We start from the raw sequence: 23,118 nt of genomic DNA on the forward strand, positions 1-23,118 counted from the left end.
TATTTAATCTAAATTTTGGATAAAACGAGTTAATTCTGTTTCAATTAATTCTAATTCATTATTTCCTGTTTCTCTACCAGTTGCATCATATCCAATATCTTCTGCAATTGCCATAAATATTGAGTAATCATCTAACATTTCTTGTTTTAAAGCAATGTATTTATCTGCTAAATCTTCTCTTAGATCAATAATTTGTTGATTAAAACTTTCTCCAGTTTCTTTTTTCCAAGATTTAAATAACTCTGTTTTTTCAAGCTCTTTTTTGTCTTCTATTTCTGTTGTATTTTCAAAACCAGTATGGTTTTTTATAGTTGCTTTTTTTTCTCTTTCTATTCGTGTAACTTCCTCTAAATAATTGTTTTCAGTTTTAATTTTAGTTTGTAAATCTGCTTTTAATGTTTGATATTTTTCAGTAATATTCTTTGGCCATTTTCTTAAAAACAGAACAGAACTTTTTACACCTGCACCAGTATGTGCAAAAGCTGTTTGTGGTAAAGAAACCACTGCAATTATTTTATACCATTCTTCAATATTGTCTCGAACATATTGTAAACTACTATTAGTTAATATTCCGTCAGGAATTACAACTGCTAAAAAACCGTTTTCTTTTAAGAAATTATGACATTGCTCTATAAATAAAACTTCTGTACTTTGATTTGTACGACCTTTAACAGCTGAGTTTTTAGTATCTAACCAACTAACATCTTTATTACCTAAACTATATTGGTGTAAATATGCTTTTTCAGTTTGTTTTATTGAACTACCAAAAGGTGGATTGGTAATGATGTAATCAAAAGTACCATATTCAAAACCTTTATTTCCTGTATTTTTTTGAATAACATCTGCACGTAATAAACCATCAGAAGAAATCACGTTTGTTTGTCCAACTTCATGAATGATCATATTCATTTTAGCAGTTCTAGCAATTTGTTCGTTTATTTCAATTCCAAAAAGATTATTAGATGCGAAACTGTGCCAATGTTTCTTCCATTTTTCGAAGTCTGAAGGTATATTTTTATCAAAATAACCTTCTTCTGCCATTTTATCGGCTTGTTTTCTTACTTTATCTAAAGCGTGAAGTAAAAAACCACCACTACCACAAGAAGTGTCTAATACCTTTGATTTATTATTTATAGATAAAGAATTGACTATAAATTTTACGATTGGTCTTGGTGTAAAATACTGTCCAAAATCCCCTCTGAAATAACTACCCAAAAAAACTTCAAAAGCTCGACCTTTACTATCTAAATCTGTTTCGTTTAGATTTATAGATTCTAAATAAGAAACTACCGTTTTTACTTTTTGTGGAGATAATCTAATATTATCTTTAAAAACTTCAGGGTCTTCTTTTTTTCCAATTGAATATAAACGTTTTACACGATTATATAAATCATTTGTGATTTTTTCTTCTATTTTTAGTTTTTGTTCTTTGCTTGCATGCTTAGGGATTGGTTCGTTAAAAACTTGAAAATCGTAAGGATCTCCAATTTTTTTATCATTTTTTTCATCCCATATTTTGCAAAAAATTAGTTTATCTAATTCATCAAATGCTTCTGAAGGATTTAATTCACCACCAGCCCAAAGTGAATTATGAGCAGATTTAAATGCTTTTGTTAAATCTTCTTCACTGATTACTTCTAATTCAAAAAACTTTTCCTTGATGTCGTTTGTTGCTTTTTCGCTTCCAATTCTACCACCTTTGACATATTTGTATTTTTGTATTTCTGTAATACCATATCTAGGAATATCTGGAATAGTTTGTCTTTCGTCACTTTCTTTGTCAATTAAAAAAGATTCATTTTTAATTTTTGAAGTTACCCATAGATATTTCACAGTTCCAGAAAGAGCATACGCATAGCTTGCACCTTGTTTTATTGCTTGTTCAAATTCTAATTCAGAAATATCCTCTTTTTTACATTCAACTACAATATGAGGTTGTGTACATTCATCATCATTATATACCACAATATCAACTTCTTTTATAGAAGCACCCATTGTTACAGATTTAAATTGTATTATTCTATTAGTAGAATAACCATAGTTTAAAACAAGTTTTAAGTAAGCTTCTGCTTGAACTTTTTCTTCAGGGTTGTTGTAATTTCTACGTTTGTTATCTTGGTGTATATAATAAATATTTTTTCTATCCTCATCAAATCTGATAAGTCCTTTTTCTATTCCTTGTTCAATTATATCCATGAATATGATATTTTTCTAAATGGTAAAACAAAAATACAATAATACCAATAAGTTTAAAGTGTAAATTTTAATTTCAATTAATAGATTGTATAATGTTTTATATATTGAATTTTTATCATTTTTTCTAGAATAGAAAAGATAGATATTGGTAATGATTTCAGAAGAAATACAATTTTTTAATTACAAACTAATCAATCTTGATTTCTTTTACCCTAAAATATATTCAAAATCCATATTAGAATTAGCATTTTTCTTTTTTATTAAACATTTCTCAAAAATCAAATACTTTAACTCATTTAATCCTTTTTCCTGATAACGATTCTTATTAGCATAAACATAATTTTGAGTAAAATCACCATTTTCATCTTTATAAACTTTTAAAACATTATCACACTACAAATAATTATTTGGGAGAAATAATAGCAACAGGATTCTGTTCTATTGTAATTTCTGGGTTTGCTGTTTTTGCATCTTATCAAGGTGGTTATACTTTTCCTGAACAAACTGCTAAGAAAATTGTTTATAATGATCCTTCTCTTTTAGAAACAGAAAGCATTAAAAACAGATATACACAGCTAATAAACAAGAAAAAACAGGAAGCAAGAGAATGGAGAAAAACTAAATTATGGAAAGGAAAAATCTCTAATAAAAATCAACAGAAATATCTTTCTAAGATTTCAAGAGCAAACCAAATAGAAGAAAAAATGCTTAAAGAAATTGCAGAAGTTGAAAAGCAAAATAGAGAAACAGTTTCAGATGCAAAAACAGAATATAAACAGAGTATAAACAAGCAAAAACAAGAAATTAAGCTTACTGGAAATACTCTTGCATTAGTGGCGGTTATTTTGCAATTCCTTTATTTTCCACTCATGTTTTATATTGCTTAGTATAAATATAGAACTCATTCAGAGCTAAGTGAAACAGCAATCTACTACTATTCTTTAAAGAATACGAATTCTCAAGATTTTGTAGTTCCTACTCCAACATTAATTTCAAATGAAAATTATCTTTTAAACTCAAAAAAGAAACAAAAGCAAATTGGTTTTGATGTTTCAGCAATCAAAAAAACAGACAAAAAAACAGCTGAAAACAAAAAAACAACACAGCTGCAATCCTTGTCTAGACAGGAGCTAACAGATATACACACAGTTGCACACAAAAACACTCGTGTTGATAAATCAAAAATTAATAACAATATAAATATCTACACAAAAAGAGTTGAAGAAGCAACACCAGGAACAGAGGTGTATAATAACAGATTTAAAAATTTAGAGTACTGGCAATCTAAATTGGAAGAGTTAAATCTTCAAGTAGAAAAATTTAAAAAAAATAAACAACTATGATGAAAGATTTATCTAAACGCTAAAATTTATAAACCATCCATTATGGATGGTTTTTTGTATTTATATAGTTGATTATAAGGTAATTAATTGTTAAATTAATGTAAGTGTTTAACCAAATTCTGAAAATTAATGAATTATGAATACTCGCACTGAAAAAACACAAGACAATAAGAGTAAATCGATTTTGAATGCTGTTTGTCAAATGCAGGGTAGTGGAGAATCTACTTTTCAGTTTATGGACAATAGACCTGAAGTAGTTGCTCAAAAAAAGTTATATGAGATGGTTAATAATAGTCCACAAGTTAAAAAGACAGCTCAATTACAGTCTATTATTAATAATAATTCAACTAAAAAACAACCATCTATTCAGAAAAAAGAAAATAATACAGGTTTACCTGATAATTTAAAATCTGGAATAGAAAATCTTTCAGGGTATTCTATGGATGATGTAAAAGTGCATTATAATTCCGATAAACCTGCTCAATTAAAGGCTCACGCTTATGCTCAAGGAAACCAAATACATATTGCATCAGGACAAGAAAAACATTTACCTCATGAAGCTTGGCATGTAGTTCAGCAGAAACAAGATAGAGTTAAACCTACTTTTCAAATGAAAGGAAAGGTTAATATTAATGATGATGCTGGATTAGAAAAAGAAGCAGATTTAATGGGGGCTAAAGCTTTAGCTTTTTCTACTAAAGGAAAAGATGCGCAAAGTTTAAAAAAGTTTAACTCAACTAATTCTTTACCTATTCAAAGAACAGTTATTTATATTGATGGTAGAGATATTCCAGGAACACATGATGAAAATAAAGCAGCATTTATATGGGGTTTTTTGCTTGACACAGGATTTAAACATTTTGATGAAGATGAAACTTATAAAATTAATCTAGAATATATTAAGATTCTTATAAATGAATTTAATCTTTTACCAAAACGCTCAGAGTGGGATTTATGGGCAATTGAATGGTTGGAGAATCAAGAATTTCTTAAGAAGGAAGATTATTATAAAAAGAAATTAAAAAAACCAGGGGAAAGAGCTATTATCTGTTTAAAAGCCATTAAAGAAAATTTTGCATCGAAAGATGTAATATCTAAGGAAAATCTAATTAACATTCTAGAAAAAAAAAGTTTAACTTGGAATCAAATATTAGAATCAATCCTAATACTTCGTAAAAATGATGAATTATTTCCAAGTTTTTCTAATGGGGGGCCTAAATTTACAGCAGTAAAATATTTCAGTTTAAATAAGGAAAGTGTTCCTTCAGAAGATTCAAAAGTTGTGGATCAATCTCTTACTGATAAAATCAAATCAATTATAAATGCTGAAGGAATATCAGGAAATAGTATGCATGGTAAAGTAAGAAATGCATTAAATGAAGTTATTACACATCCATCTGATAGTGGAGGGAAATGGGATATATATAGAGGAGAACTCATAACTTTATTTAAAATACCTACAGCTGCAAAATACTATACAGATACTTATGTAAGAGCAGGAAGTGAACATGAGCAATTAATCACAAGTAAGACAGCAGAAAGAGTTTTGTATGATTTAGAACATCCAGAAGAATTACCAAAAACAAGTGATGGAAAAGTTATGACTCATTTAAGTTATCAAGGTTACACAAATATAGCAACACAATATATTGTATTAAAATCAGTGACTCGTCATAGTGATTTAGGAGGTAAAGTAAGTCAAAATCACCATCCAACAAGTAAAGATTTAATTTCTTTTATTGATTCTGAAGATGCAGACAAACTTCATGGTTCACAAGGAAGTGGGATAGGAAGTTCTCCAATATATCATCAAGAACTTGGTTCAGAGGTAGGAAAATCATTAATAAATTTAAATAAAGCATTGACTATAATTAACCAACAAAATTTAGCAAAAGAGAGTGATATTTTAGAAGTGCCTGCAAGTGAAAGGGTAGATCAAAAATATGCCCAAACAAATGGAACGATTTTGAAATTTAACATAGAAAATGATTTAAAGAAAATAGCCAAAAATGTGGAAGTAAGGAGACGTAAAGTATTAGGCTTATTTTTTGCGGTGAAAAGTCGTCTTGGCGATAAAAGTGGTTATTTGAAAAAAGATGAAACTATTTCTAGAGGTGCTAATTCAGATACTGAAATGGATAAATTATAGAATATGGATATATGAGGGTTTATACATCTTCTTTAATAAAAACTAAAATTAAAAGCCATCCATTATTGGGTGGCTTTTTTATTATACAATTTAGAGTAGAAATTAAATAAACAAATATATCCATATAGAAGAATTAAATTATTAAATGCCATGGAGTATAATGAATGCTTATATAATAATACTCTATAGGTTATTAAACTACCGCTTTAAGTTATAGTATTCAGTTATGACTATACTTAAAAGCAAAGTCATTATGGTATCTTATGTAATGATAGTATCAAGGACAACCTATGAAGTAAAATAAAAGGATAGGTCACTATGCTAACCCTATATGTAAGTATGGAATTGTTAGTTAATTCGCTAATATAATGTGTTAAGTGTAAATGTTAAGTCTGTTTTATAGTAAAAAATACGTTGTTTTTAAAAAAATATACTTAATTCGTAACTGTATTTTAAAATAAGATTGTACATTTGAAGGAGGTAAGAAAAGCTTTGTACGGCAATACAAAGCTTTTAAAAATGATTATATAATTTTTTAAAAAAACGAATTGAAATGAACAAGTTTTTTAAAAAAACAATCAAAAAAACCAATTTGAATATGATTCAAAAAGTATTCAAATGGTCAATTACAAAGATAATAAAAAAAATATCTGTTTTAGTAATTGTTAAAATGTTTTCAATATATCTTCAAAGTATAATTGAAAATATTCCTTAAAACAAATTTAAACCCGTTCATTAGAACGGGTTTTTTATTACTTAATAATAACAGCTATTATTATAGTTTTATAATTTATAATAATAATTAATTTGAGATATAAAGAAAATAATTAAAATAAATAAAAGAGAATTAATAAAATAAATTTAAAACTTAATTTATATAATTAAGAAAATAGATAAATATGCTCAAAAATAGAGGACAAATTCTATTTAAAAATCATAAACAATAGGTTTAAACGTTATATTAATTTTTATATGATATAATAATCAATTTAGGATAGAATATAATATAATGAGAAGATAAACAGAAAAATTAATATTATAAGAAATTGAATAAGTCTTTTAATATAAAAAAGGCTTATAATCAACATGTAAAGTGAGGTAAAACGGTAAGTAGAAATGCCTTTGTATAGATGAAAGTAGATTGAAAAAAATAAAAGTTATAGGTCTAAACGTTATACATGGTTTTATATAATAAAAAGATCAATTAAAGATTGAAAATTATATATTAAAAAAATAATATTATAAGATATTTAATAAGTTTATTTATAAGTGTCTATATTATAGTTAATACTGGTTTATATTAATTTATAAGTGTCTATATTATAGTTAATACTGGTTTATATTAATTTATAAGTGTCTATATTATAGTTAATACTGGTTTATATTAATTTATAAGTGTCTATATTATAGTTAATACTGGTTTATATTTAATTATAAGTGTCTATATTATAGTTAATACTGGTTTATATTTAATTATAAGTGTCAATATTATAGTTAATACTGGTTTATATTAATTTATAAGTGTCTATTTTATAGTTAATATTAATTTATATTTAATTAATTATATGAGTCTATATACAGTTAATAATATATTTTATTTAATCAATTAGGTATAGATATATGTTATAGTTATAAAAAAATTTATTTAATCTATCAAATAAGTGTTTTATTAATATAATTAAGCATATAACAACATAATATGTTAATAAATGAACATAATGTAAATTGAATGGGAAAGTGACAGGTTAAATTTAAAAAAAAATGAAATTTTTCTTGTTTAAGTCATTTTTCTTTCATTACCTTTGCGGAAACAAACCTAACAAATTGCTCCCCAAGATAGATTAAATCTATGTTATGAAAGAATGTTCATATTGAATTGATTTGTTTCAAAATAGCTAGGAATTCTTTGATGGAAGAGTAATGTAAACAACACAAAATAATCAAAATTATGAGTAAAAAGAAAATCTCCACTTGCAGTTCTTCGAAAGAAGGTTTTAAATACTATTTCACAGTTTTCTTCGGAAAATTTTTTGGAAATATTGTTTTTGATTTTTTAAAAGAATTGTTTGTAGGAGATTCAAGTGAATGGGAAATTCAGATGAATTAGAAGTATCATTTTAAGATAAATGACGAAAAGTCACTTCCAAAGATGACTTTCTCTATTTTAATCTTAAAAGTTCAATATATATGACATAATTTTAAAAGAATAAAGACATTATTCCGGTAAAATAATGCCTTTAGTTGTCTTTTTGTCAGTATATTAACACTGGTATATAATTTGTCTAGAATTTCCATGAAGGTTAAGAAGTGAGATTTTATTAACCTTGGATGAACAAATCATAGTTTAAGTTTGGAAGACCAAAAATATGATTTATATCCAAAATACAAAAAAAATCCGACAGGAAACATCTAACTGTTTAATTTAGATGTATTTAAATTTTATAACATGGAGCTAAAAAAAGGAGACACTGTTACAGTTAAGGGATATAAGTATCCTATAATGACAATTAATTCTATAAATTCATCTCTTGTAGATTGTGTTTGGTTTGATTCAAGTCTTAAATTAAGAAATGGTTTCTTTAATAAAGAAATATTAATAAAGTCAGATAACACAAAGAAAATAAACCCTGTTAATTTGTATAAGCCAATCGATTAACAATAAAAATAAAGAACCATTAATCAATGGTTTTTTATTTCCTCTTACTAATCCTATCTCTCACAGTTCTAAAGCTGTTATAGCTCGAATATTTATATTCTCCTACCAAATCAAAATATTTATCATTTAGATAGTTAAAAGCTTCAATATAATTCCTATGAAATTTGATGATTCTAAAAAATTCATCATAAAAACCTTTTGCAGTAGCCAGTTTTTTTAAAAGTTCATGTTCGGCTTGCAATTCTAAAATTTGTTGTTGAGTATTATTTGAGGTAATCATAAATTTTGAATTGTTTAATGTGTTTCGTTTAAAAGAGTAGGAGTAGTTTTAATAAATTCCATTAGGCAAAAGGAATCTCATTCTCTTCTGGAATTTTCGAAATGAATTCACGTTCATTTGGATCCATAAACTTTGCTTTGTTCTTATCAAAGAAAATTGGAATCACATCTGTTGCTCCAGATCTAAATTTTGCAATAATAAATTCTGAATTTGCATTTGTTTGAGTTAGGTGTGGAAAAAAGTCAGGACTTACTTCCATTCCATAATATTCTGGACGATATAAAAAGGCAACTATATCTGCATCCTGTTCGATTGCTCCAGATTCTCTAAGGTCAGAAAGTAATGGTCTTTTCATTCCTCCACGATTTTCTACAGAACGTGATAATTGAGATAAGGCAATTACTGGAATATCTAATTCTTTTGCCAAACCTTTTAAGCTTCTTGAAATCGTAGATATTTCTTGCTCTCTATTTCTTTTTCCAGCTCCATCTTCTGCATTTATCAGTTGTAAATAATCAACAATCAACATTTTTATATCATGTTTTGCTTTCCAACTTCTTGCTTTGTGACATAAATCTTTGATGTGCAATCCTGGTCTATCATCTACAAAAAGTGGATAATCTTTCATTTTACTAGCAACATCCATGTATGTTTCGATTTGATTTTTTTCTTTAAAACCAATTTTTGTAAAATGGTCCATATGAAAATCAGATTCATTACAAATCATGCGCATAACTAATTGTTTTTTGCTCATTTCTAAAGAAAAAACACCAATTGCATCGCCTTTTTGTACATTTGCACTCATGGTTTTGATAACTGCTGCTGTTTTTCCCATTCCTGGTCGAGCTGCCAAAACAATTAAATCAGAATTTTGCCAACCTCCAGTTTGTTTGTCAATTGCTGCAATTCCAGAAGTAACTCCGCAAACTTCATTTGGTTTTAGGTTCGAGAGTATTTCAGCTTTTTTTCCAAGTTCCATCAAAACATCTTCCATGCTTTTTTCTTGACCATCTCCAGATATTTTTGAGTTTATGTTTTCAATGATTTTTTCCACTTTTCCCATCACATTAAGAGCGTCCGAATCATTGTCTAAAGCTTCATTTGCAATTTTCAATGAATTAAAATGAATTTCTCTTTTAATCCATTTTTGATGTAAAATTCTGCAATGAAATTCGAGGTGAGCAGAGGAGGAGACAGCTTGTGTGATTCCTACAATTTCAGCATCTAAATTTTCTCCATTCTTTAGAATTTTCTTTACTTCATCTACAACCGTCAACATATCAATTCCAATTTGTTGATTATTTAAATTTTCAATTGCTTGGTAGATTATTCTATGTGAAGTTTTATAGAAAACTTCTTTGTTTTTTATCGTTGTAAGCATTGTATCTACTACATTTTTGTCGATTAAAACTGCTCCTAAAACAGCTTTCTCGATTTCCAAATCGTGTGGAATCTGAATAGTTTTATTGTTTTCTGCCATAGTTTTGAAATTCTTGTTGTTTTCTCGCAATGATTAAATCTGTTGGAGAAAGTTGAAATGATTGATTTTGTTGAAAAGTAGATTTACCAGAATTCTGATTATTCGCTAAGCATTTGTAGAGATAGCTTGATGCCATGGAGCGAATTCTTGAAGTATTGTGATTTAAATCGTTGCCAGCGATTTTTGATTTCATAAAAGTTTCGAGATATTTATTTACTTCTTCAGGAATATATTCTATTTCATCGCTTTTAAAAATTCTTTGCAAATGTTCTCTCCAAGTTGGACAACTTAAAGCACTTTCCATTTGCTTTTTTAAAGAATTAAAATGAAAAATTTCTCTCTCTTTATCATTAGAGAAATTATTATCTCTAGTTATATTATTATTATTATTATTATTATTTGTCGGATTGAAATCCGAGTTTTTGACCAAATTTTCAGGTTTTATAGTATCTGAGGTACTGTTTTCGTTTTCGGATTCAAATCCGAGTTAGTGGGTTTTTCGGATTCATTTCCGAGTTATTAAAATTGCTAGAATTCCAACCTTTTCCTTTTTTCAAAAGTCGAACATAATCTTTCTTATTATGTTTAATATATTCTATCAAACCTTTTTTTGAAAGGATTTTAAATGCTCGATAAATTGTATCAGATGTTGAAAGAAGATGAGAATTCTCTTGTAAAAGAGCCTTTGGAATCATATAAATCTGAAATTTTAAATAAACCAGAAATTGAATTTGATTCTAATAATATTTTAAAAACTCTTAGAGAAAAGAAAGGAATAAAAATTACTGAAGTAGCTGAAGCAATTGGTGTTTCTGTGAAAACAGTTTATAATTATGAAGAAGATATTACAAAATTAAAATATAATGAAATCAATAAGTTAGCTAAATTGTTTGAAGTTACACCACTTGATTTTTATGCTGATTTTAGCAATAAGAAAAAAATAGATTTAGATGAGCTTAAGAATGAAGTTCGTTCAAATAAAGATGCTTTTCTGAGTTTATCTAATAAGTTAGATAGAACAAATGAGATAATGGATCAATTTAAGGATATTATTACTTTATTTCACGAAAAGAATAATGCAAAAACGGAAGAGTTTGAAGAACATTTGGAAGCTATTTCAACTATAATTAGTCTTGCTACGCTTGATATTAGTAAAATAAAAGACAACTAAAAAGAACAATTAAATCTTTACCATAAAATCAGTAAAATTCAATAAGCCTTTCTATTTATTTAATACCATCTTATTTTATTCCCTCATTTTTAGATTATATATATTTTAGAATGAATAATCTAAATTATTGATTTTTAATACAATATTTTTAAACAATTTCGGTTTTAAAAAAAATAATAGGAAATAACGGAAAACCGTGAAATTTTTTTAAAAAACACAAAAAATTAATATTATAACTAGAAATTTATAACTTTGCAATTGTTAAGACTTAATAATTTGTAAGTATAACAATAGTTATATTATAGATTCATTAGAAAAAAGCTATAAAAGAGAAATAGAATAGAAGGGATTTTTTTTAATATCTGATTAAAGAAAATTTATGTAATGAGAATATATAAAATTGTAATTGAATCATTAAAATTTTTATAAATGAAAAATATTAAATTTATCACCAAAATTTTATTTGTATTAGTCACTTCAATAATGTTTATATCATGTAATGATGATGATGATGGTACTTTTGTAATAGTTAATCCAGATCCAGATTTTTTAGTTCCAACAGAAATTATAGGGAGGTGGGATTTTAATTCTGTTGGTATAGATGATGTGTTTGGATTATATGACCATATGCCTGATTGTGAAAAAGATTACTACGAGTTTAAACAAGATAGAACTTTTAAAAGAGTAACATTTAATGAAAATTGTGCTGAGTCAATTAGTGATTCTGGAGATTTTGCTAAAAATGGAGAAGGGATTATCCTTATTTTTATTGCAAGTGATGGAAATAAAGAAGATTATCATTTTGATTATACATTAAATGAAGATAAAACAATTCTTACTTTAAAGGGTAGATTACCAGTTGAAGGAGAATTAAGTGATATAACAATGATTTTTGATAAACATTGAATTAATAAATAATAACCCTAAATTAATATGAAAAAGACGATTTTTTTAGTAAAAATATTTGCTATATTTTTACTTATCTCATCTTGCGAAAAAGAAGAAAATATAACAACGCAAGATGTAAACAATGCTCAGAAGAGAGAACTTTCTAAATTTGAACCAACTGTTGAAAATGGAATTTTAAAATTTGAAACTAAAGAACAACTAAAATCTTTTGTAGACTTAATAAAGGATTTAGATACTGATGAAGAAGTATCAGAAATGATGTATAATTATTATGAACAAGGTTTTACTCCCTTATTTCCATTTTTTAGATTAGATGATATGGAAAATTTTGAACCTTGGCTTGAAGAAAAAAAACTTAGAGCAAATGGGGAAGAAATTGATCAAGAAGATAATATTATAAATGATGAAAGTTTTGCAGCAGTATTAACTGTGAAAAGAGAAGTAATTGTAGCTAATAAATTTTATCGATATACTTCAATTGGTGTTTTATCTTCAGATATAAAAAATAAAAATGATGTCGATAACTATATAACGGATAATAATTTACATTTAAAAGATAATTATGATCCGTATCAAATAACTCGTGGGGAAATACAAGTATCTGAAACTGTTACTTCTTTTGCTCCAGGTAATACATATCAATTAGAAAGTCCTTGTTGGCAACATAATACTACAGAAGCTCCTATTGCAGTAGATAATGGATTTGGAAATTATAATGAAGCAGATGTTTTTATTTCGTCAATTCCTTGTACAGGTAGTGATGGTCCTAGTCATTGGGAAGCAGCTAATGAGCATAGTTTTACAATGTTAGATCAAGCAAACTATTTAAGAAATGAAGAACCTTGTAAAAATAGAGGTTGGTCTCCATTTGGAACAAGAGAAAAATGTTTTGCTTATCATAGTGATAAAATAAGAGCGAAAACAATTTTTTGGCATGAAGATTATCAAATTTATAAGTCTGTTGGAGTACTAGTTAAACATCAAAAAAATTTCAAAATCTTAGGATGGCATAGGAAAAAAGCTGATGAATTAGCTGTAATTATGGATCAAGTCTATTTTGCTGTAGAAGCTCCAGAACAAATTCCAGATTACCAAAATTTAACTTCTAATAGTAGATTATATTATTATGATGGGAAACTTTATGAAGAAGATAAGATTCCTTTAGCTAGTTATATTGGACATTCTATTCCTGGTGAATGGATACCAAGTACACCTTTTACAGATGATATAGTAATTCATCAAATAGCAAACTTACCATTAATTGGTGAAATTGGTAATGTTACACTTGAATCAGAAAAGTTAAATGAAATGTTTTGGGAAAACGCTTGGAGTAATGCTGAAAGTCTAATGGATAAATTAGGAGAAAAAAAACCAGTTACATACATCTACCAAACACCACAAAAAGTTTACATTCAATATGTAGATGTAACTAAAAGAAAAACTAATGCTAGAAAACTTAAAAACACTTTAGCTGCAGATTGGGGCTTTAAAGTTAAGTTTACTATGAGTTTTAATAATAATGGATCTGTTTCTACTAATTTTGATGATTGGGATGAAGTAGGTACTTATTTTAATGCTTTTGAATTAGGAAAACTATACGATTTCTCTGAAATAAAAGTAAATTTTATGGGTATGACAAGAGTGGGGAATAGTTGGAAAGGAAGTAGAATGGTATTTATAGAAGATTAATAGAAGAGACTTTATTTCTAATTTGTTGAAATTTTTTAAAATAAATTTTTTTTATAAGGTAATTATAAAAGCTAAATAATTTAAACTGACCCAATTTTGGGTCAGTTTTTCATTTATACAGGTTTTCAACAAAATTTAACTTGGCAAGAAAAATATATTTTAGGTTATATCTAGTAACCGTTAATGTTTTTACTGATTTTTCGTATTAATTTTTTTAATTTATTCTCTAATTCATCTACCAATTTTTCTTCCACAATTTTTTTACTTGCATCATCCAATTTCCCATTTCCCTCTTGTTTCTTAATTAATAGTATTGATTTAATGATTTCAAAATTCATTATGCAATTATTTTAGTATTTGGTTTTTATCTTGTTGAAAGTACACAATAGTAAAAAAGATTGCTGCAAGTATGATTGCAACAAACTTAAATTCGTATTCAAAAAAATAGTTTTTTTTTATATTAAAAACATATCCAGCAGTCTGATATGCTTGAATTCCTAAAGGAACTAGGATAGCAAAACGGAATTCTTTGTTTTTTGCAAGCATAAAAGCTATATACCAATCGATTAAGCTAAAAATATGTGAGCCTGAAATATATGTGAAAACTCTATGATTTCTAAATCCCATAAACCTCTCAGTACTTTCAGCAGGAAAAATATCATGAATAAAAGGCAATGTTGTTAGTTTTTATAGCAACATTGCCTTTTACATAATTATTGAGGTTAAGCTTTTAAAAGTCTTCTGGATTCAATTCGTCTTTTCCGATGTCGTGTAAAGCTCTTCCGTTTTCCAAAACTCTGATGTGGTTTTCTTTGTGTTCGAAGCAGTAGTTCCAATTTGTTTTTTCTGTTGGAGCTTCCCATCTTCCCCAGTTGTGGAATAATCTTCCGTCTTCCAAGTAGATGTTATGTTCTTCTTGATGCTCATCGCAGTCGAAGTACACATGATGCGGTTTGATTTCTCTTACTGAAATGGTACTTTCATTTAGATTTAAGTTTTATTCAGTATCGTCCTCTTTTTCACACGAGATTGTAAATAATGTAAGCATCACGATTGTAAGTACTTGTAAACATTTTTTCATAATAGAAATTTTTAAATTTTTTGAATAAACTCAAATTTAAGATTATTAAAAATTAAAACTAAAAACTTTGTTACAAATATTCCGTGATAAACATTCGTGTAATACTTTACAATACTAATGTAAGACAATTTGCGATTTTAAATTGCATTTCTTTTGAAAAAATTTACAAAAAAGTGTGGAATTGGGTGTTTTTTGGTTGGAAAATGGGGGGGAATTCTTTGTGTGGGTTGATGATTTTTTGTTTATTTTAGGTGTGCGAAAAAATGAAAATATTAAGAGATAAATTATGAAAGAAGAGAAAAAATTTGAAAATAAAGAGAATATATTTAAAGATAAATTAGTGATATGGTCAATCTTAACACCATTAATTTTGGCTTTTATATTTATGGTTTCCATTTTTTTGGGAGAACTATATTTTAATGATAATTTTTTGAGACCAAAATTAACTATACAAGGATTTGAGAACTTTTATAATTGGTTTAAAATACCATTATATACTGCTGCTTTGGCTTTTCCTTTAGGAGCTTTGACTGTTTCAAATTTTAGAGCAAAACAGATGCATCATAATTTAGAAACGGCTCAAAAAAATATAGAATTGGCTCAATCAAATCATGAAATTGCTCTTAATAATATTGAAGCAACACAAGCTCAAAATACATTTAATAATTATTATAAGCATGTTGAGGAGTTTGAGAAAAGATTAGTTAAACTTGAAAATAGCTATGGAATTAAATTCACACATAAATTTGAACTATATAATTTATTATTCCCTGAAAATACTCAAAATAGTTTAAACTTAATTGGCGATATTACTTATATAAATAGTTTAATTGATTTATGTAAAGAAATAGATAAAGAACCTAAAGAAAATAATAATTATACAATTTTTAAATATTTAGATAAAATTTGTTCATTGAAAGGAGAATTAAGATTTAAAATAGAATCTTATGTACTAATTCGTGGTGAATTAGAAGAATTACCTGAATTTAATTATTATGAAATTAGTTACAATGATATAGAGTTCTTCAAAGATTTAGTTATAATTAAAGAAGTATTAAATGACTTATTAAATTTTAGTCAAGTTAAAAATAATTATTCTGTATTAGATTTTGAAAATAATAAATGGTTAAGCATATTAAAAAAAGAAGTTAGAGAAATCTATTCAAAACAACGTGGATTCTAACAATAAATAATTCAATGAAAAATAAAAAAAATATATTCTATGATGTATTTGTATTAAGTTCAATTTTAATACCATTAATAATCGCTATTATTTTGATTTATTATATATATGATGACTCTGTAGAATATACAATAGCAGGTCATGATGAAAAAACATATATCATGAATTGGTTTAAATTTCCTCTATTTGTTGCTACTTTAATGTTTCCTTTAGGTGCTTTAGCAGTTTCTAATTTTAGAGCAAAACAAATGCATTTAAATATTAAAACTTCAGAAGCTCAGAATACTTTTAATAATTATTATAAACATGTTGAAGAGTTTGAAAAAGTACTTGAGAAATTAGAAGATAGATTTGATATTGATTTTTATGATAAATTAGGATTATATTCTTCATTATTTCCTGAAAACTCTCCTGAAAACTTACTTTTAAAAGGAAATAAATTATTTATAGAAAAGAATTCAAATCTTTTTTTTGAAGGAATAAATGATTATAATAGTAATTTTAAAGACTTACATGAAATAGAAAATTTTTATAATAAAAATTTATCATTTTGTAATTTATTAGATGTTTTAAATAATTTAGAAGAGGAAGTCTTAAAATTTAAAAATAATAATCCTATCGAAATAGAAATAGATGATTTAAAAAGCCCCCCCTTTTCAATAACTTACAATTTAAATCCAATTAATTTAGAAGTAACTACTAATGAAATTGAATTAATCAACCAAGTATTTAATGACTTATGTAGATTTTCTTTTATTGAATATAAAGATGTTTTAGGTTATTATGATACTTTATTTCCAAAAGTTAAAATTGATACTGCGTTTAAATTTGTAATTCCAAAATTAAGAATAAACTAACAAATAATTTTCCATAAAGCTCTATCTCTAATTGATTCTGGAAAACGATCTTTATACCAATTATCAATATCATCTCTTTCGTGTCCCATAAGTTCACGTAATAAATCTTCTTCAATTAGTTCTCTTTTTCCAATATTAGCAAAAGTGTGTCGTGCTACTTTTATTCCAAGATTTCCACCTTTTGGTTGTACTTCTATTTTTAGTTCTTGTTGTATCTGGATTAAATAACGAGTATATCTTCTTCGAAAAGTTTCATAGCCTGTAAAGTCTTTTCTACCATCTAAAACATAAATAGAATCATCACTAGAAAGTTTGTCTAAAATTGTTTGAGTTTTATCAAATATTTTTAAATCAAATTCATATCCTTTTTGTCCAATTTTACTTCTTTTAAAAAATATTCTACCATCATATATTTGATTCCATTTCAAGTAATAAATATCTTTTAAATCTTGCCCACCTAAAAAGAACTGAAGAAGAAACATATTTCTAATTTTATCTTTTACTCCAGTTAATTCTGCATTTTCTAATAGCTTTACAGTTTCTTTTGTTAGATATTTCTTTTTGTTTTGTGCAGCTCTAGTTTTTAATCCAGAAAATACTCCTTTAAATGGACTTTTATCTTCTGCTATTCCTCGTTTACAAGCATCATTATAAATACTTCTATATGTTCTAAAATAATTTGATATTGTGTTATTAGAAGTTTTTCCAGCAAGTTTATACTCTTTAAAATCCATTAAAAGAGAATACGTCAATTCATCAAAATTTAAATCTGGAGAAAAAACTTTTAATTGATTGATTCCAGTACGATAAATTTCAGCAGTTTTTTCTTTTCCAAGATTTCTTTTTCTTTGGATAAATTCGTCAGCAAATTCATAAAAACATTTAGAGATTTCTTTTGCCTGTTTTTTTAAAAGAAAATTAATTACTTCATCTATTGAGTTAAATTGCATAGTTGGAAGTAAAATAATTCTAGATTGAATGTTAGCCAGGAATGGAAATAATTCAGAAAATTGCGAATGTGATCGTTTAGGTAAATCTTTATCAAAATCCCAATTTGATTCTGTTGAATAAAAGCCAAGAGATTTTCTTTTTCTTTTACTTCCTGAAGAAACAATCAATTTTATTGGAAATCCTTCTTTTGCTTTTTTATCAGACGTGTATAATGTAATTTTTGCTTTCATTTTGTCGGACGTTTTTCGGACAGTTTTTACAGTAAATTTACTATAATTTACCCAAAATGACCAAGACAAAATAAAATAGAAAAGTATATAAAAAAGAAAAACCTCCTAGTTTCCTAAGAGGTTATAGACAATTTCAGCCTGTGGACCCAGAAGGGCTCGAACCTTCGACCCCCTGATTATGAGTCAGGTGCTCTAACCAGCTGAGCTATGGGTCCCTGTTATTGCGACTGCAATATTATAACTTTTTTTTATTTCAGACAACTAAATGTTAATTTTTTTTAACGATACCATATAATCCGTTGAAATTCAATAGTTGTTACTGGTATTTTTTTCGATAATAGATTTTTTGAATTTCTTTTTTTAAGATTAAAAAGCAAACATGCTTACAAAATTCTTCAATATTATCTTTAAAAGTTGCGTTTTTTAATTCTTTCTCCGAAACATCAATTCGGTATAATAAATTCAAATATGCATTATAATCCTTTAAAAGTAAGTTTTTAATAATCTGAAAAAGTTCTAAAACTAAGTTATCTGGACTTACATTTTCTGAAAAGGAAATTTCCACGTTTGCAAACCGAAAATCTTTAATGATTTGTTGCACCAACATTTCATAAAGATTTTCAGATTGTAAATCATGAATAGATTGTAAGGTATTTTTTTCTTCTGAATTCAAATTTATACATTTCTTTTCATCAAGAAGTTTCCGAAATCTACTAAAATTTGTTTTTTATCCACATCAATATTCATTTGCTCTAAATATTCAAAAGCACGAATTGTATAACTTTCAATTTCCTCTTGAATCATTTTTACAGCTCTAGTTTCTTGAAACAATTCTTTTACAGTTTCGATTTTCGCTTCTTGATTTTCGTTTTCTGTCGTATATAAATGTATTAAATTTTCCTTTTGTTTCGAAGTAGCATTTTCTAAAGCTTTTAAATAAAGGAATGTTTTTTTGTTTTCAATAATATCTCCACCAACTTGTTTTCCGAAAGTTTCTGGATTTCCAAATGCATCTAAATAATCATCTTGTAATTGAAAAGCCAAACCTAAATTTAAACCAAAATCATAAATTCTTTGTTTATCTTGTTGAGAAGCTCCAGCGATAATTCCTCCCATTTGAAGTGCAGCAGCAACCAAAACAGAAGTTTTTAGCGTAATCATTTTCATATATTCCGAAAGTGTTACGTCCATTCGAGTTTCAAAATCCATATCCATTTGCTGTCCTTCACAAACTTCCAAAGCAGTTTGATTAAACACACGCATTAGTTCTTTATAGATTTTTGAATCATAACTTTCCAAGATTTGATATGCCAAAATAAGCATGGCATCTCCAGAAAGAATTCCAGTGTTTATATCCCATTTTTCATGTACAGTTTCCTTTCCACGACGTAATGGAGCATCATCCATAATGTCATCGTGTATCAGTGTAAAGTTGTGAAAAACCTCAATTGCAAGTGCTACATCAAGTGCATCTTTTGGGTTTCCATTGAATACATCTGTACTTAATAAAGCTAAAATCGGACGTAGTCTTTTTCCTCCTAAATTTAATATATAATTGATTGGAGCATAAAGATTTACTGGTTCTTTTTCGATAGATTTTTCTTCTAAGTGCGAAAGAAAAATCGATTTATATCTTTCTATGTTCAAGGTTTCTTCTTTTAAAAAATAGAATACAAATATAGATACAATTTTGCATTAAAAAATTTTTATAAAAAAACTTTGGAAACTTTTTTGGTATTTTAAGTTTCCTGTTGTACTTTTGCCTCGTTATTTTAAATCAATTCAAATAATTGTGAAAGATGAGATATTAAATAAAGCAGGTTTTATGTTCTTAAACTTCGGGTTTAAGAGTGTAACCATGGATGACATTGCCAAAGAACTTGGAATTTCGAAAAAGACGATTTACAAGTATTTTGGTAATAAGGAAGAATTAGTGGATGAGTCAACAGAGTATGTTCATGTTCAAATCAACAACATTATTACTTCAATTACATCAAAAGGATATAATCCGATTAAGGAAAACTTCGAGATTAAGAAGATGTTTAAAGAATTATTTAAAAATTCAAAAACTTCTCCGATGTATCAATTGAAGAAATATTATCCGAAAACCTATGCAAAATTAATTGATAGAGAATGGTGTATGTTTTCAGATTGTGTTCAAAGTAATTTGACACGAGGAATAGAAGAAAAGTTGTATCGAGCAGAATTAGATATTGATGTGGTTTCGCGATTCTATTTTTCAATTGTTTTTGGTATTCATGAAGAAGATTACCACAACCATGAAAAATATGATTTAGCACAATTAGAAGAAGCAGCTTTAGAATATCATACTCGAGCAATTGCCACAGAAGAAGGATTGAAAGTATTAATCGAACAATTAAATAATTTAAATAAAGATGCGTAAGAACATTAAATACATATTTATTCTATTTGCTTTGATGCAAATGCATGTTTTTGCACAAGATTCCCAAAGTTTATCTCTTGAAAATGCAATTGATCTTGCATTAAAAAACAACTTTGATGTTCGTGTAGCTGAAAATGATATTGCAGCTGCAAAAAAGAGAAAATGGGAAGCTACTGCTACAGGTTTACCACAAATTGATGTGAGTGCAAACTTTACAGATAACTTAAAGCAGCAAGTTTCTCTGATTCCAGCTGAATTTTTTGGTGGAACAGCAGGAGAATTTGCCGAAGTTACTTTTGGTACAAAATATACAATGGGAGCTACAGCAACTTTAAATCAGTTGATTTTTGATGGTTCTTATATTGTAGGATTACAATCTGCAAAAACGTATTTGCAAATTTCAGAGCAAGCAAAGGAAAAAACAAAATTAGGAATTAAGGAAGCGACAATTAATGCATACGGAAATGTATTAATCGCAGAAAGAAATGTTTCGATATTAGAGAATAATAAAGAAAATTTAGAGAAAAATCTTTTTCAAGCACAAGAAATCTTTAAAAACGGATTGAACGAAGAAGAAGATGTGGAGCAGTTACAAATTACTTTAGCAACAGTAGAAAATCAGTTAAACAGAGCAAATCGTCTTAGAGATATCGCATATCAAATGTTGAATATCACTTTAGGACAAGATGTGCATACAAAATTGACACTTACAGAAAATATTGATGCTTTAGTGATTGAGAATATTGATTTTAATTTACTAACAACAGATTTTTCTATTGAAAATTTAGTGGATTACAGAATTGCAGATACAGACAGAGAATCGAAAAGACTTTTAATGAATTTGGAAAAAAGTAGAGCTTTACCTTCTTTAAATGCTTTTATCAACTTTGGATATTCTGGAAACTCTGATGAATTTAATTTTCATGAAAGAGAACAAAAATGGTTTGATATGTCTTCTTTTGGATTACGTTTAAACGTTCCTGTTTTCAGTAGTTTCGGAAGAGCAGCAAAGACAAAGCAAGCTAAAATTGCTTTAAATTCTGCGGAAATCAAATTAGAAAATGTTAGACAACAATTAAAACTAGGAATTGACCAAGCTAGAACAGAATATCAATTCAGTATCGATCAATTTAATACAGCAAAACAAAATCTGACATTAGCAGAAAGAATTGAAAATAAACAACAAACGAAATTTTTTGAAGGAATTTCTACAAGTTTCGATTTGTTACAAGCACAAAATCAATTATATACACAACAACAAAACTTACTTCAAGCAATGCTAGAGGTAATTTCTAAAAAAGCAGCTTTAGAAAAAGCTTTAAATGTTTCAGTTCAATAAATAATTAATTAAGGAAAGATGAAAAAAATATATAGTATTGTTTTACTTACAGCATTATTAGCTTCTTGTGCACCGAATGAAGGAGGAGGAAAATCTGTTGATGATGTAATTAAAAGTAAGAATTTAAAAGAAATCACTGCCAAGAAAGAGGAAGTGATGAAAGAATATGACGAAATCTATAAAGACATTGCAAAATTAGAAGCAGCAATTTCAAAATTAGATACCGTTAAATCACATCCTATTGTTACAGAATTTATGGTTAGACCACAGTTGTTTAAGCATTATGTAAATATCCAAGGAGATGTTCAAACGAAAGAAAATATTGTTATTTATCCTGAAACTTCTGGGATTTTAAGACAAGTTTTAGTTTCGGAAGGACAAAAAGTAGTAAAAGGACAAACGTTAGCAATTGTTGATGATGGAGGATTAAGTCAGCAATTAGCACAATTAGAAGTGCAAGCTGCTTTAGCAAAAACTACTTTTGAAAGACAAGAAAAATTATGGAATCAAAAAATTGGTTCAGAAATTCAATATTTACAAGCAAAAAGTAATTACGAAGCACAACAAAAAGCAATTGAGCAAATCAAAATTCAGTTGGCTAAAAATACAATCAAAGCTCCGATTTCAGGAATTATTGATGATGTAATTACTGAGCAAGGAAATGTTGTTTCTCCAGGACAAAGCCAGTTAATCCGTATTATCAATTTAAATAATATGTACGCTAAAGCGGAAGTTCCAGAAAACTATTTAAGTAAAATTAAAAAAGGAACAGAAGTTATTGTAACACTTCCATCTATTGGAAAAGAAATTTCTACAAAAGTGAGACAAGTTGGACATTATATTAATCCAAACAACAGAACTTTTACAATTGAAGTTTCTTTACCAAATAAGGACAATATGATTAAGCCAAACTTAATCGCAAACTTGAAAATCAATGATTATACAAATGAAAAAGCATTGATTATTCCAGATAATATTATCCAAGAAAATTCAAGAGGTGAGAAGTACATTTTTGTATTAAAAGATAAAAATGCTAAAAGTGAAGCGCAATTAGAGAAAAGAGCAATCGAAACAGGTGAAAACTACGAGAACTTTATTGAAGTAACAAAAGGAATCGCAAGTAATGAATCTGTAGTAGATGAAGGAGCAAAATCTATGCGTGAAGGATTAACAGTAAAGATTAAATAATTATAATCGAAT

Annotated in this window: 22 protein-coding genes and 1 tRNA gene; 12 read left to right on the top strand and 11 right to left on the bottom strand. The window is 27.0% G+C overall.

The window, feature by feature from the left end; all coding sequences use genetic code 11:
- Nucleotides 1–3: 3 nt before the first annotated feature.
- Nucleotides 4–2,196: a restriction endonuclease subunit M gene (locus tag I1A51_RS16165; protein ID WP_196895825.1), complete on the bottom strand. Its 2,193-nt coding sequence runs from the start codon at nt 2,194–2,196 to the stop codon at nt 4–6.
- A 407-nt stretch (nt 2,197–2,603) separates the two neighbouring features.
- Between I1A51_RS16165 and I1A51_RS16170 the strand changes: the two genes are divergently transcribed.
- From I1A51_RS16170 to I1A51_RS16185, 4 genes are all read left to right on the top strand, one after another.
- Nucleotides 2,604–3,083 (top strand): hypothetical protein, encoded by a 480-nt coding sequence (locus I1A51_RS16170; RefSeq protein WP_196895827.1) that lies wholly within the window; start codon nt 2,604–2,606, stop codon nt 3,081–3,083.
- A 228-nt stretch (nt 3,084–3,311) separates the two neighbouring features.
- Nucleotides 3,312–3,539, top strand: coding sequence for a hypothetical protein (locus I1A51_RS16175; protein ID WP_196895829.1), 228 nt, complete (start codon nt 3,312–3,314; stop codon nt 3,537–3,539).
- 136 nt (nt 3,540–3,675) lie between these two features.
- The gene (locus I1A51_RS16180; protein ID WP_196895830.1) at nt 3,676–5,688 is read left to right on the top strand and encodes an eCIS core domain-containing protein; all 2,013 of its coding nucleotides are present in this window, start codon (nt 3,676–3,678) and stop codon (nt 5,686–5,688) included.
- A gap of 1,948 nt (nt 5,689–7,636) precedes the next feature.
- Complete coding sequence (locus I1A51_RS16185) at nt 7,637–7,795, top strand: hypothetical protein (protein ID WP_196895831.1); 159 nt, start codon at nt 7,637–7,639, stop codon at nt 7,793–7,795.
- A gap of 583 nt (nt 7,796–8,378) precedes the next feature.
- Here the strand turns inward: I1A51_RS16185 and I1A51_RS16190 are convergent.
- The 3 genes from I1A51_RS16190 to I1A51_RS16200 all read right to left on the bottom strand — a co-directional run bounded on the left by I1A51_RS16190 (nt 8,379) and on the right by I1A51_RS16200 (nt 10,534).
- A complete protein-coding gene (locus tag I1A51_RS16190) occupies nt 8,379–8,624 on the bottom strand; it encodes a hypothetical protein (RefSeq protein ID WP_196895832.1) in 246 nt (81 codons plus the stop codon).
- Nucleotides 8,625–8,685: 61 nt separating this feature from the next.
- Nucleotides 8,686–10,104 carry a replicative DNA helicase gene (gene dnaB / locus I1A51_RS16195; protein ID WP_196895833.1) on the bottom strand — a complete coding sequence of 473 codons (1,419 nt, stop codon included), beginning with the start codon at nt 10,102–10,104 and terminating at the stop codon, nt 8,686–8,688.
- Nucleotides 10,088–10,534: a hypothetical protein gene (locus tag I1A51_RS16200; protein WP_196895834.1), complete on the bottom strand. Its 447-nt coding sequence runs from the start codon at nt 10,532–10,534 to the stop codon at nt 10,088–10,090. Before I1A51_RS16200 ends, dnaB begins: the two co-directional genes overlap by 17 nt.
- A 195-nt stretch (nt 10,535–10,729) precedes the next feature.
- Here I1A51_RS16200 and I1A51_RS16205 point away from each other — a divergent pair, with 195 nt between their 5' ends.
- The 3 genes from I1A51_RS16205 to I1A51_RS16215 all read left to right on the top strand — a co-directional run bounded on the left by I1A51_RS16205 (nt 10,730) and on the right by I1A51_RS16215 (nt 13,873).
- On the top strand, nt 10,730–11,275 hold the full coding sequence (locus I1A51_RS16205; protein ID WP_196895835.1) for a helix-turn-helix domain-containing protein: 546 nt from the start codon (nt 10,730–10,732) through the stop codon (nt 11,273–11,275).
- Nucleotides 11,276–11,704: 429 nt separating this feature from the next.
- Entirely contained in the window at nt 11,705–12,181 is a 477-nt protein-coding gene (locus I1A51_RS16210; RefSeq protein ID WP_196895836.1) for a lipocalin family protein, read from the top strand.
- A 27-nt stretch (nt 12,182–12,208) separates the two neighbouring features.
- Complete coding sequence (locus I1A51_RS16215; protein WP_196895837.1) at nt 12,209–13,873, top strand: hypothetical protein; 1,665 nt, start codon at nt 12,209–12,211, stop codon at nt 13,871–13,873.
- Nucleotides 13,874–14,043: 170 nt separating this feature from the next.
- Here the strand turns inward: I1A51_RS16215 and I1A51_RS16220 are convergent, their stop codons facing one another.
- From I1A51_RS16220 to I1A51_RS16230, 3 genes are read right to left on the bottom strand one after another with little or no spacing between them, the layout of a single operon-like run.
- Entirely contained in the window at nt 14,044–14,211 is a 168-nt protein-coding gene (locus I1A51_RS16220; protein WP_196895839.1) for a hypothetical protein, read from the bottom strand.
- 7 nt (nt 14,212–14,218) lie between these two features.
- Nucleotides 14,219–14,548, bottom strand: coding sequence for a hypothetical protein (locus tag I1A51_RS16225; protein WP_196895841.1), 330 nt, complete (start codon nt 14,546–14,548; stop codon nt 14,219–14,221).
- A 55-nt stretch (nt 14,549–14,603) separates the two neighbouring features.
- Nucleotides 14,604–14,816 (bottom strand): hypothetical protein, encoded by a 213-nt coding sequence (locus tag I1A51_RS16230; RefSeq protein WP_196895843.1) that lies wholly within the window; start codon nt 14,814–14,816, stop codon nt 14,604–14,606.
- Nucleotides 14,817–15,240: 424 nt separating this feature from the next.
- Between I1A51_RS16230 and I1A51_RS16235 the strand changes: the two genes are divergently transcribed.
- Nucleotides 15,241–16,137, top strand: coding sequence for a hypothetical protein (locus I1A51_RS16235; RefSeq protein ID WP_196895844.1), 897 nt, complete (start codon nt 15,241–15,243; stop codon nt 16,135–16,137).
- 14 nt (nt 16,138–16,151) lie between these two features.
- A complete protein-coding gene (locus I1A51_RS16240; protein WP_196895846.1) occupies nt 16,152–16,994 on the top strand; it encodes a hypothetical protein in 843 nt (280 codons plus the stop codon).
- Here I1A51_RS16240 and I1A51_RS16245 read toward each other — a convergent pair.
- From I1A51_RS16245 to I1A51_RS16260, 4 genes are all read right to left on the bottom strand, one after another.
- Complete coding sequence (locus I1A51_RS16245; RefSeq protein WP_196895848.1) at nt 16,991–18,175, bottom strand: site-specific integrase; 1,185 nt, start codon at nt 18,173–18,175, stop codon at nt 16,991–16,993. The genes I1A51_RS16240 and I1A51_RS16245 overlap by 4 nt on opposite strands.
- 141 nt (nt 18,176–18,316) lie before the next feature.
- Nucleotides 18,317–18,390: transfer RNA gene (locus I1A51_RS16250), tRNA-Ile, on the bottom strand.
- A gap of 101 nt (nt 18,391–18,491) precedes the next feature.
- A complete protein-coding gene (locus I1A51_RS16255; protein ID WP_196895850.1) occupies nt 18,492–18,848 on the bottom strand; it encodes a hypothetical protein in 357 nt (118 codons plus the stop codon).
- A gap of 2 nt (nt 18,849–18,850) precedes the next feature.
- Entirely contained in the window at nt 18,851–19,822 is a 972-nt protein-coding gene (locus I1A51_RS16260; protein WP_196895851.1) for a polyprenyl synthetase family protein, read from the bottom strand.
- A gap of 145 nt (nt 19,823–19,967) precedes the next feature.
- Here I1A51_RS16260 and I1A51_RS16265 point away from each other — a divergent pair, with 145 nt between their 5' ends.
- The 3 genes from I1A51_RS16265 to I1A51_RS16275 are packed head-to-tail and all read left to right on the top strand — an operon-like array spanning nt 19,968 to nt 23,106.
- Entirely contained in the window at nt 19,968–20,579 is a 612-nt protein-coding gene (locus I1A51_RS16265; protein ID WP_196895853.1) for a TetR/AcrR family transcriptional regulator, read from the top strand.
- A complete protein-coding gene (locus I1A51_RS16270) occupies nt 20,572–21,918 on the top strand; it encodes a TolC family protein (RefSeq protein WP_196895855.1) in 1,347 nt (448 codons plus the stop codon). Before I1A51_RS16265 ends, I1A51_RS16270 begins: the two co-directional genes overlap by 8 nt.
- 18 nt (nt 21,919–21,936) lie before the next feature.
- On the top strand, nt 21,937–23,106 hold the full coding sequence (locus I1A51_RS16275; RefSeq protein ID WP_196895857.1) for an efflux RND transporter periplasmic adaptor subunit: 1,170 nt from the start codon (nt 21,937–21,939) through the stop codon (nt 23,104–23,106).
- Nucleotides 23,107–23,118 lie beyond the last annotated feature (12 nt).

This window comes from Aureivirga marina, from assembly GCF_015767265.1.
Taxonomy (GTDB): Bacteria; Bacteroidota; Bacteroidia; order Flavobacteriales; family Flavobacteriaceae; genus Aureivirga; species Aureivirga marina.

Excerpts from the sequence above, each read along its gene's own strand:
- I1A51_RS16190 (WP_196895832.1), bottom strand. The coding sequence starts at position 8,624 with ATGATTACCTCAAATAATACTCAACAACAAATTTTAGAATTGCAAGCC.
- I1A51_RS16275 (WP_196895857.1), top strand. The coding sequence starts at position 21,937 with ATGAAAAAAATATATAGTATTGTTTTACTTACAGCATTATTAGCTTCT.
- I1A51_RS16205 (WP_196895835.1), top strand. The coding sequence starts at position 10,730 with ATGCTCGATAAATTGTATCAGATGTTGAAAGAAGATGAGAATTCTCTT.
- I1A51_RS16180 (WP_196895830.1), top strand. The coding sequence starts at position 3,676 with ATGAATACTCGCACTGAAAAAACACAAGACAATAAGAGTAAATCGATT.
- I1A51_RS16270 (WP_196895855.1), top strand. The coding sequence starts at position 20,572 with ATGCGTAAGAACATTAAATACATATTTATTCTATTTGCTTTGATGCAA.
- I1A51_RS16185 (WP_196895831.1), top strand. The coding sequence starts at position 7,637 with ATGAGTAAAAAGAAAATCTCCACTTGCAGTTCTTCGAAAGAAGGTTTT.
- I1A51_RS16240 (WP_196895846.1), top strand. The coding sequence starts at position 16,152 with ATGAAAAATAAAAAAAATATATTCTATGATGTATTTGTATTAAGTTCA.
- dnaB (WP_196895833.1), bottom strand. The coding sequence starts at position 10,104 with ATGGCAGAAAACAATAAAACTATTCAGATTCCACACGATTTGGAAATC.
- I1A51_RS16220 (WP_196895839.1), bottom strand. The coding sequence starts at position 14,211 with ATGAATTTTGAAATCATTAAATCAATACTATTAATTAAGAAACAAGAG.
- I1A51_RS16210 (WP_196895836.1), top strand. The coding sequence starts at position 11,705 with ATGAAAAATATTAAATTTATCACCAAAATTTTATTTGTATTAGTCACT.
- I1A51_RS16165 (WP_196895825.1), bottom strand. The coding sequence starts at position 2,196 with ATGGATATAATTGAACAAGGAATAGAAAAAGGACTTATCAGATTTGAT.
- I1A51_RS16245 (WP_196895848.1), bottom strand. The coding sequence starts at position 18,175 with ATGAAAGCAAAAATTACATTATACACGTCTGATAAAAAAGCAAAAGAA.
- I1A51_RS16215 (WP_196895837.1), top strand. The coding sequence starts at position 12,209 with ATGAAAAAGACGATTTTTTTAGTAAAAATATTTGCTATATTTTTACTT.
- I1A51_RS16235 (WP_196895844.1), top strand. The coding sequence starts at position 15,241 with ATGAAAGAAGAGAAAAAATTTGAAAATAAAGAGAATATATTTAAAGAT.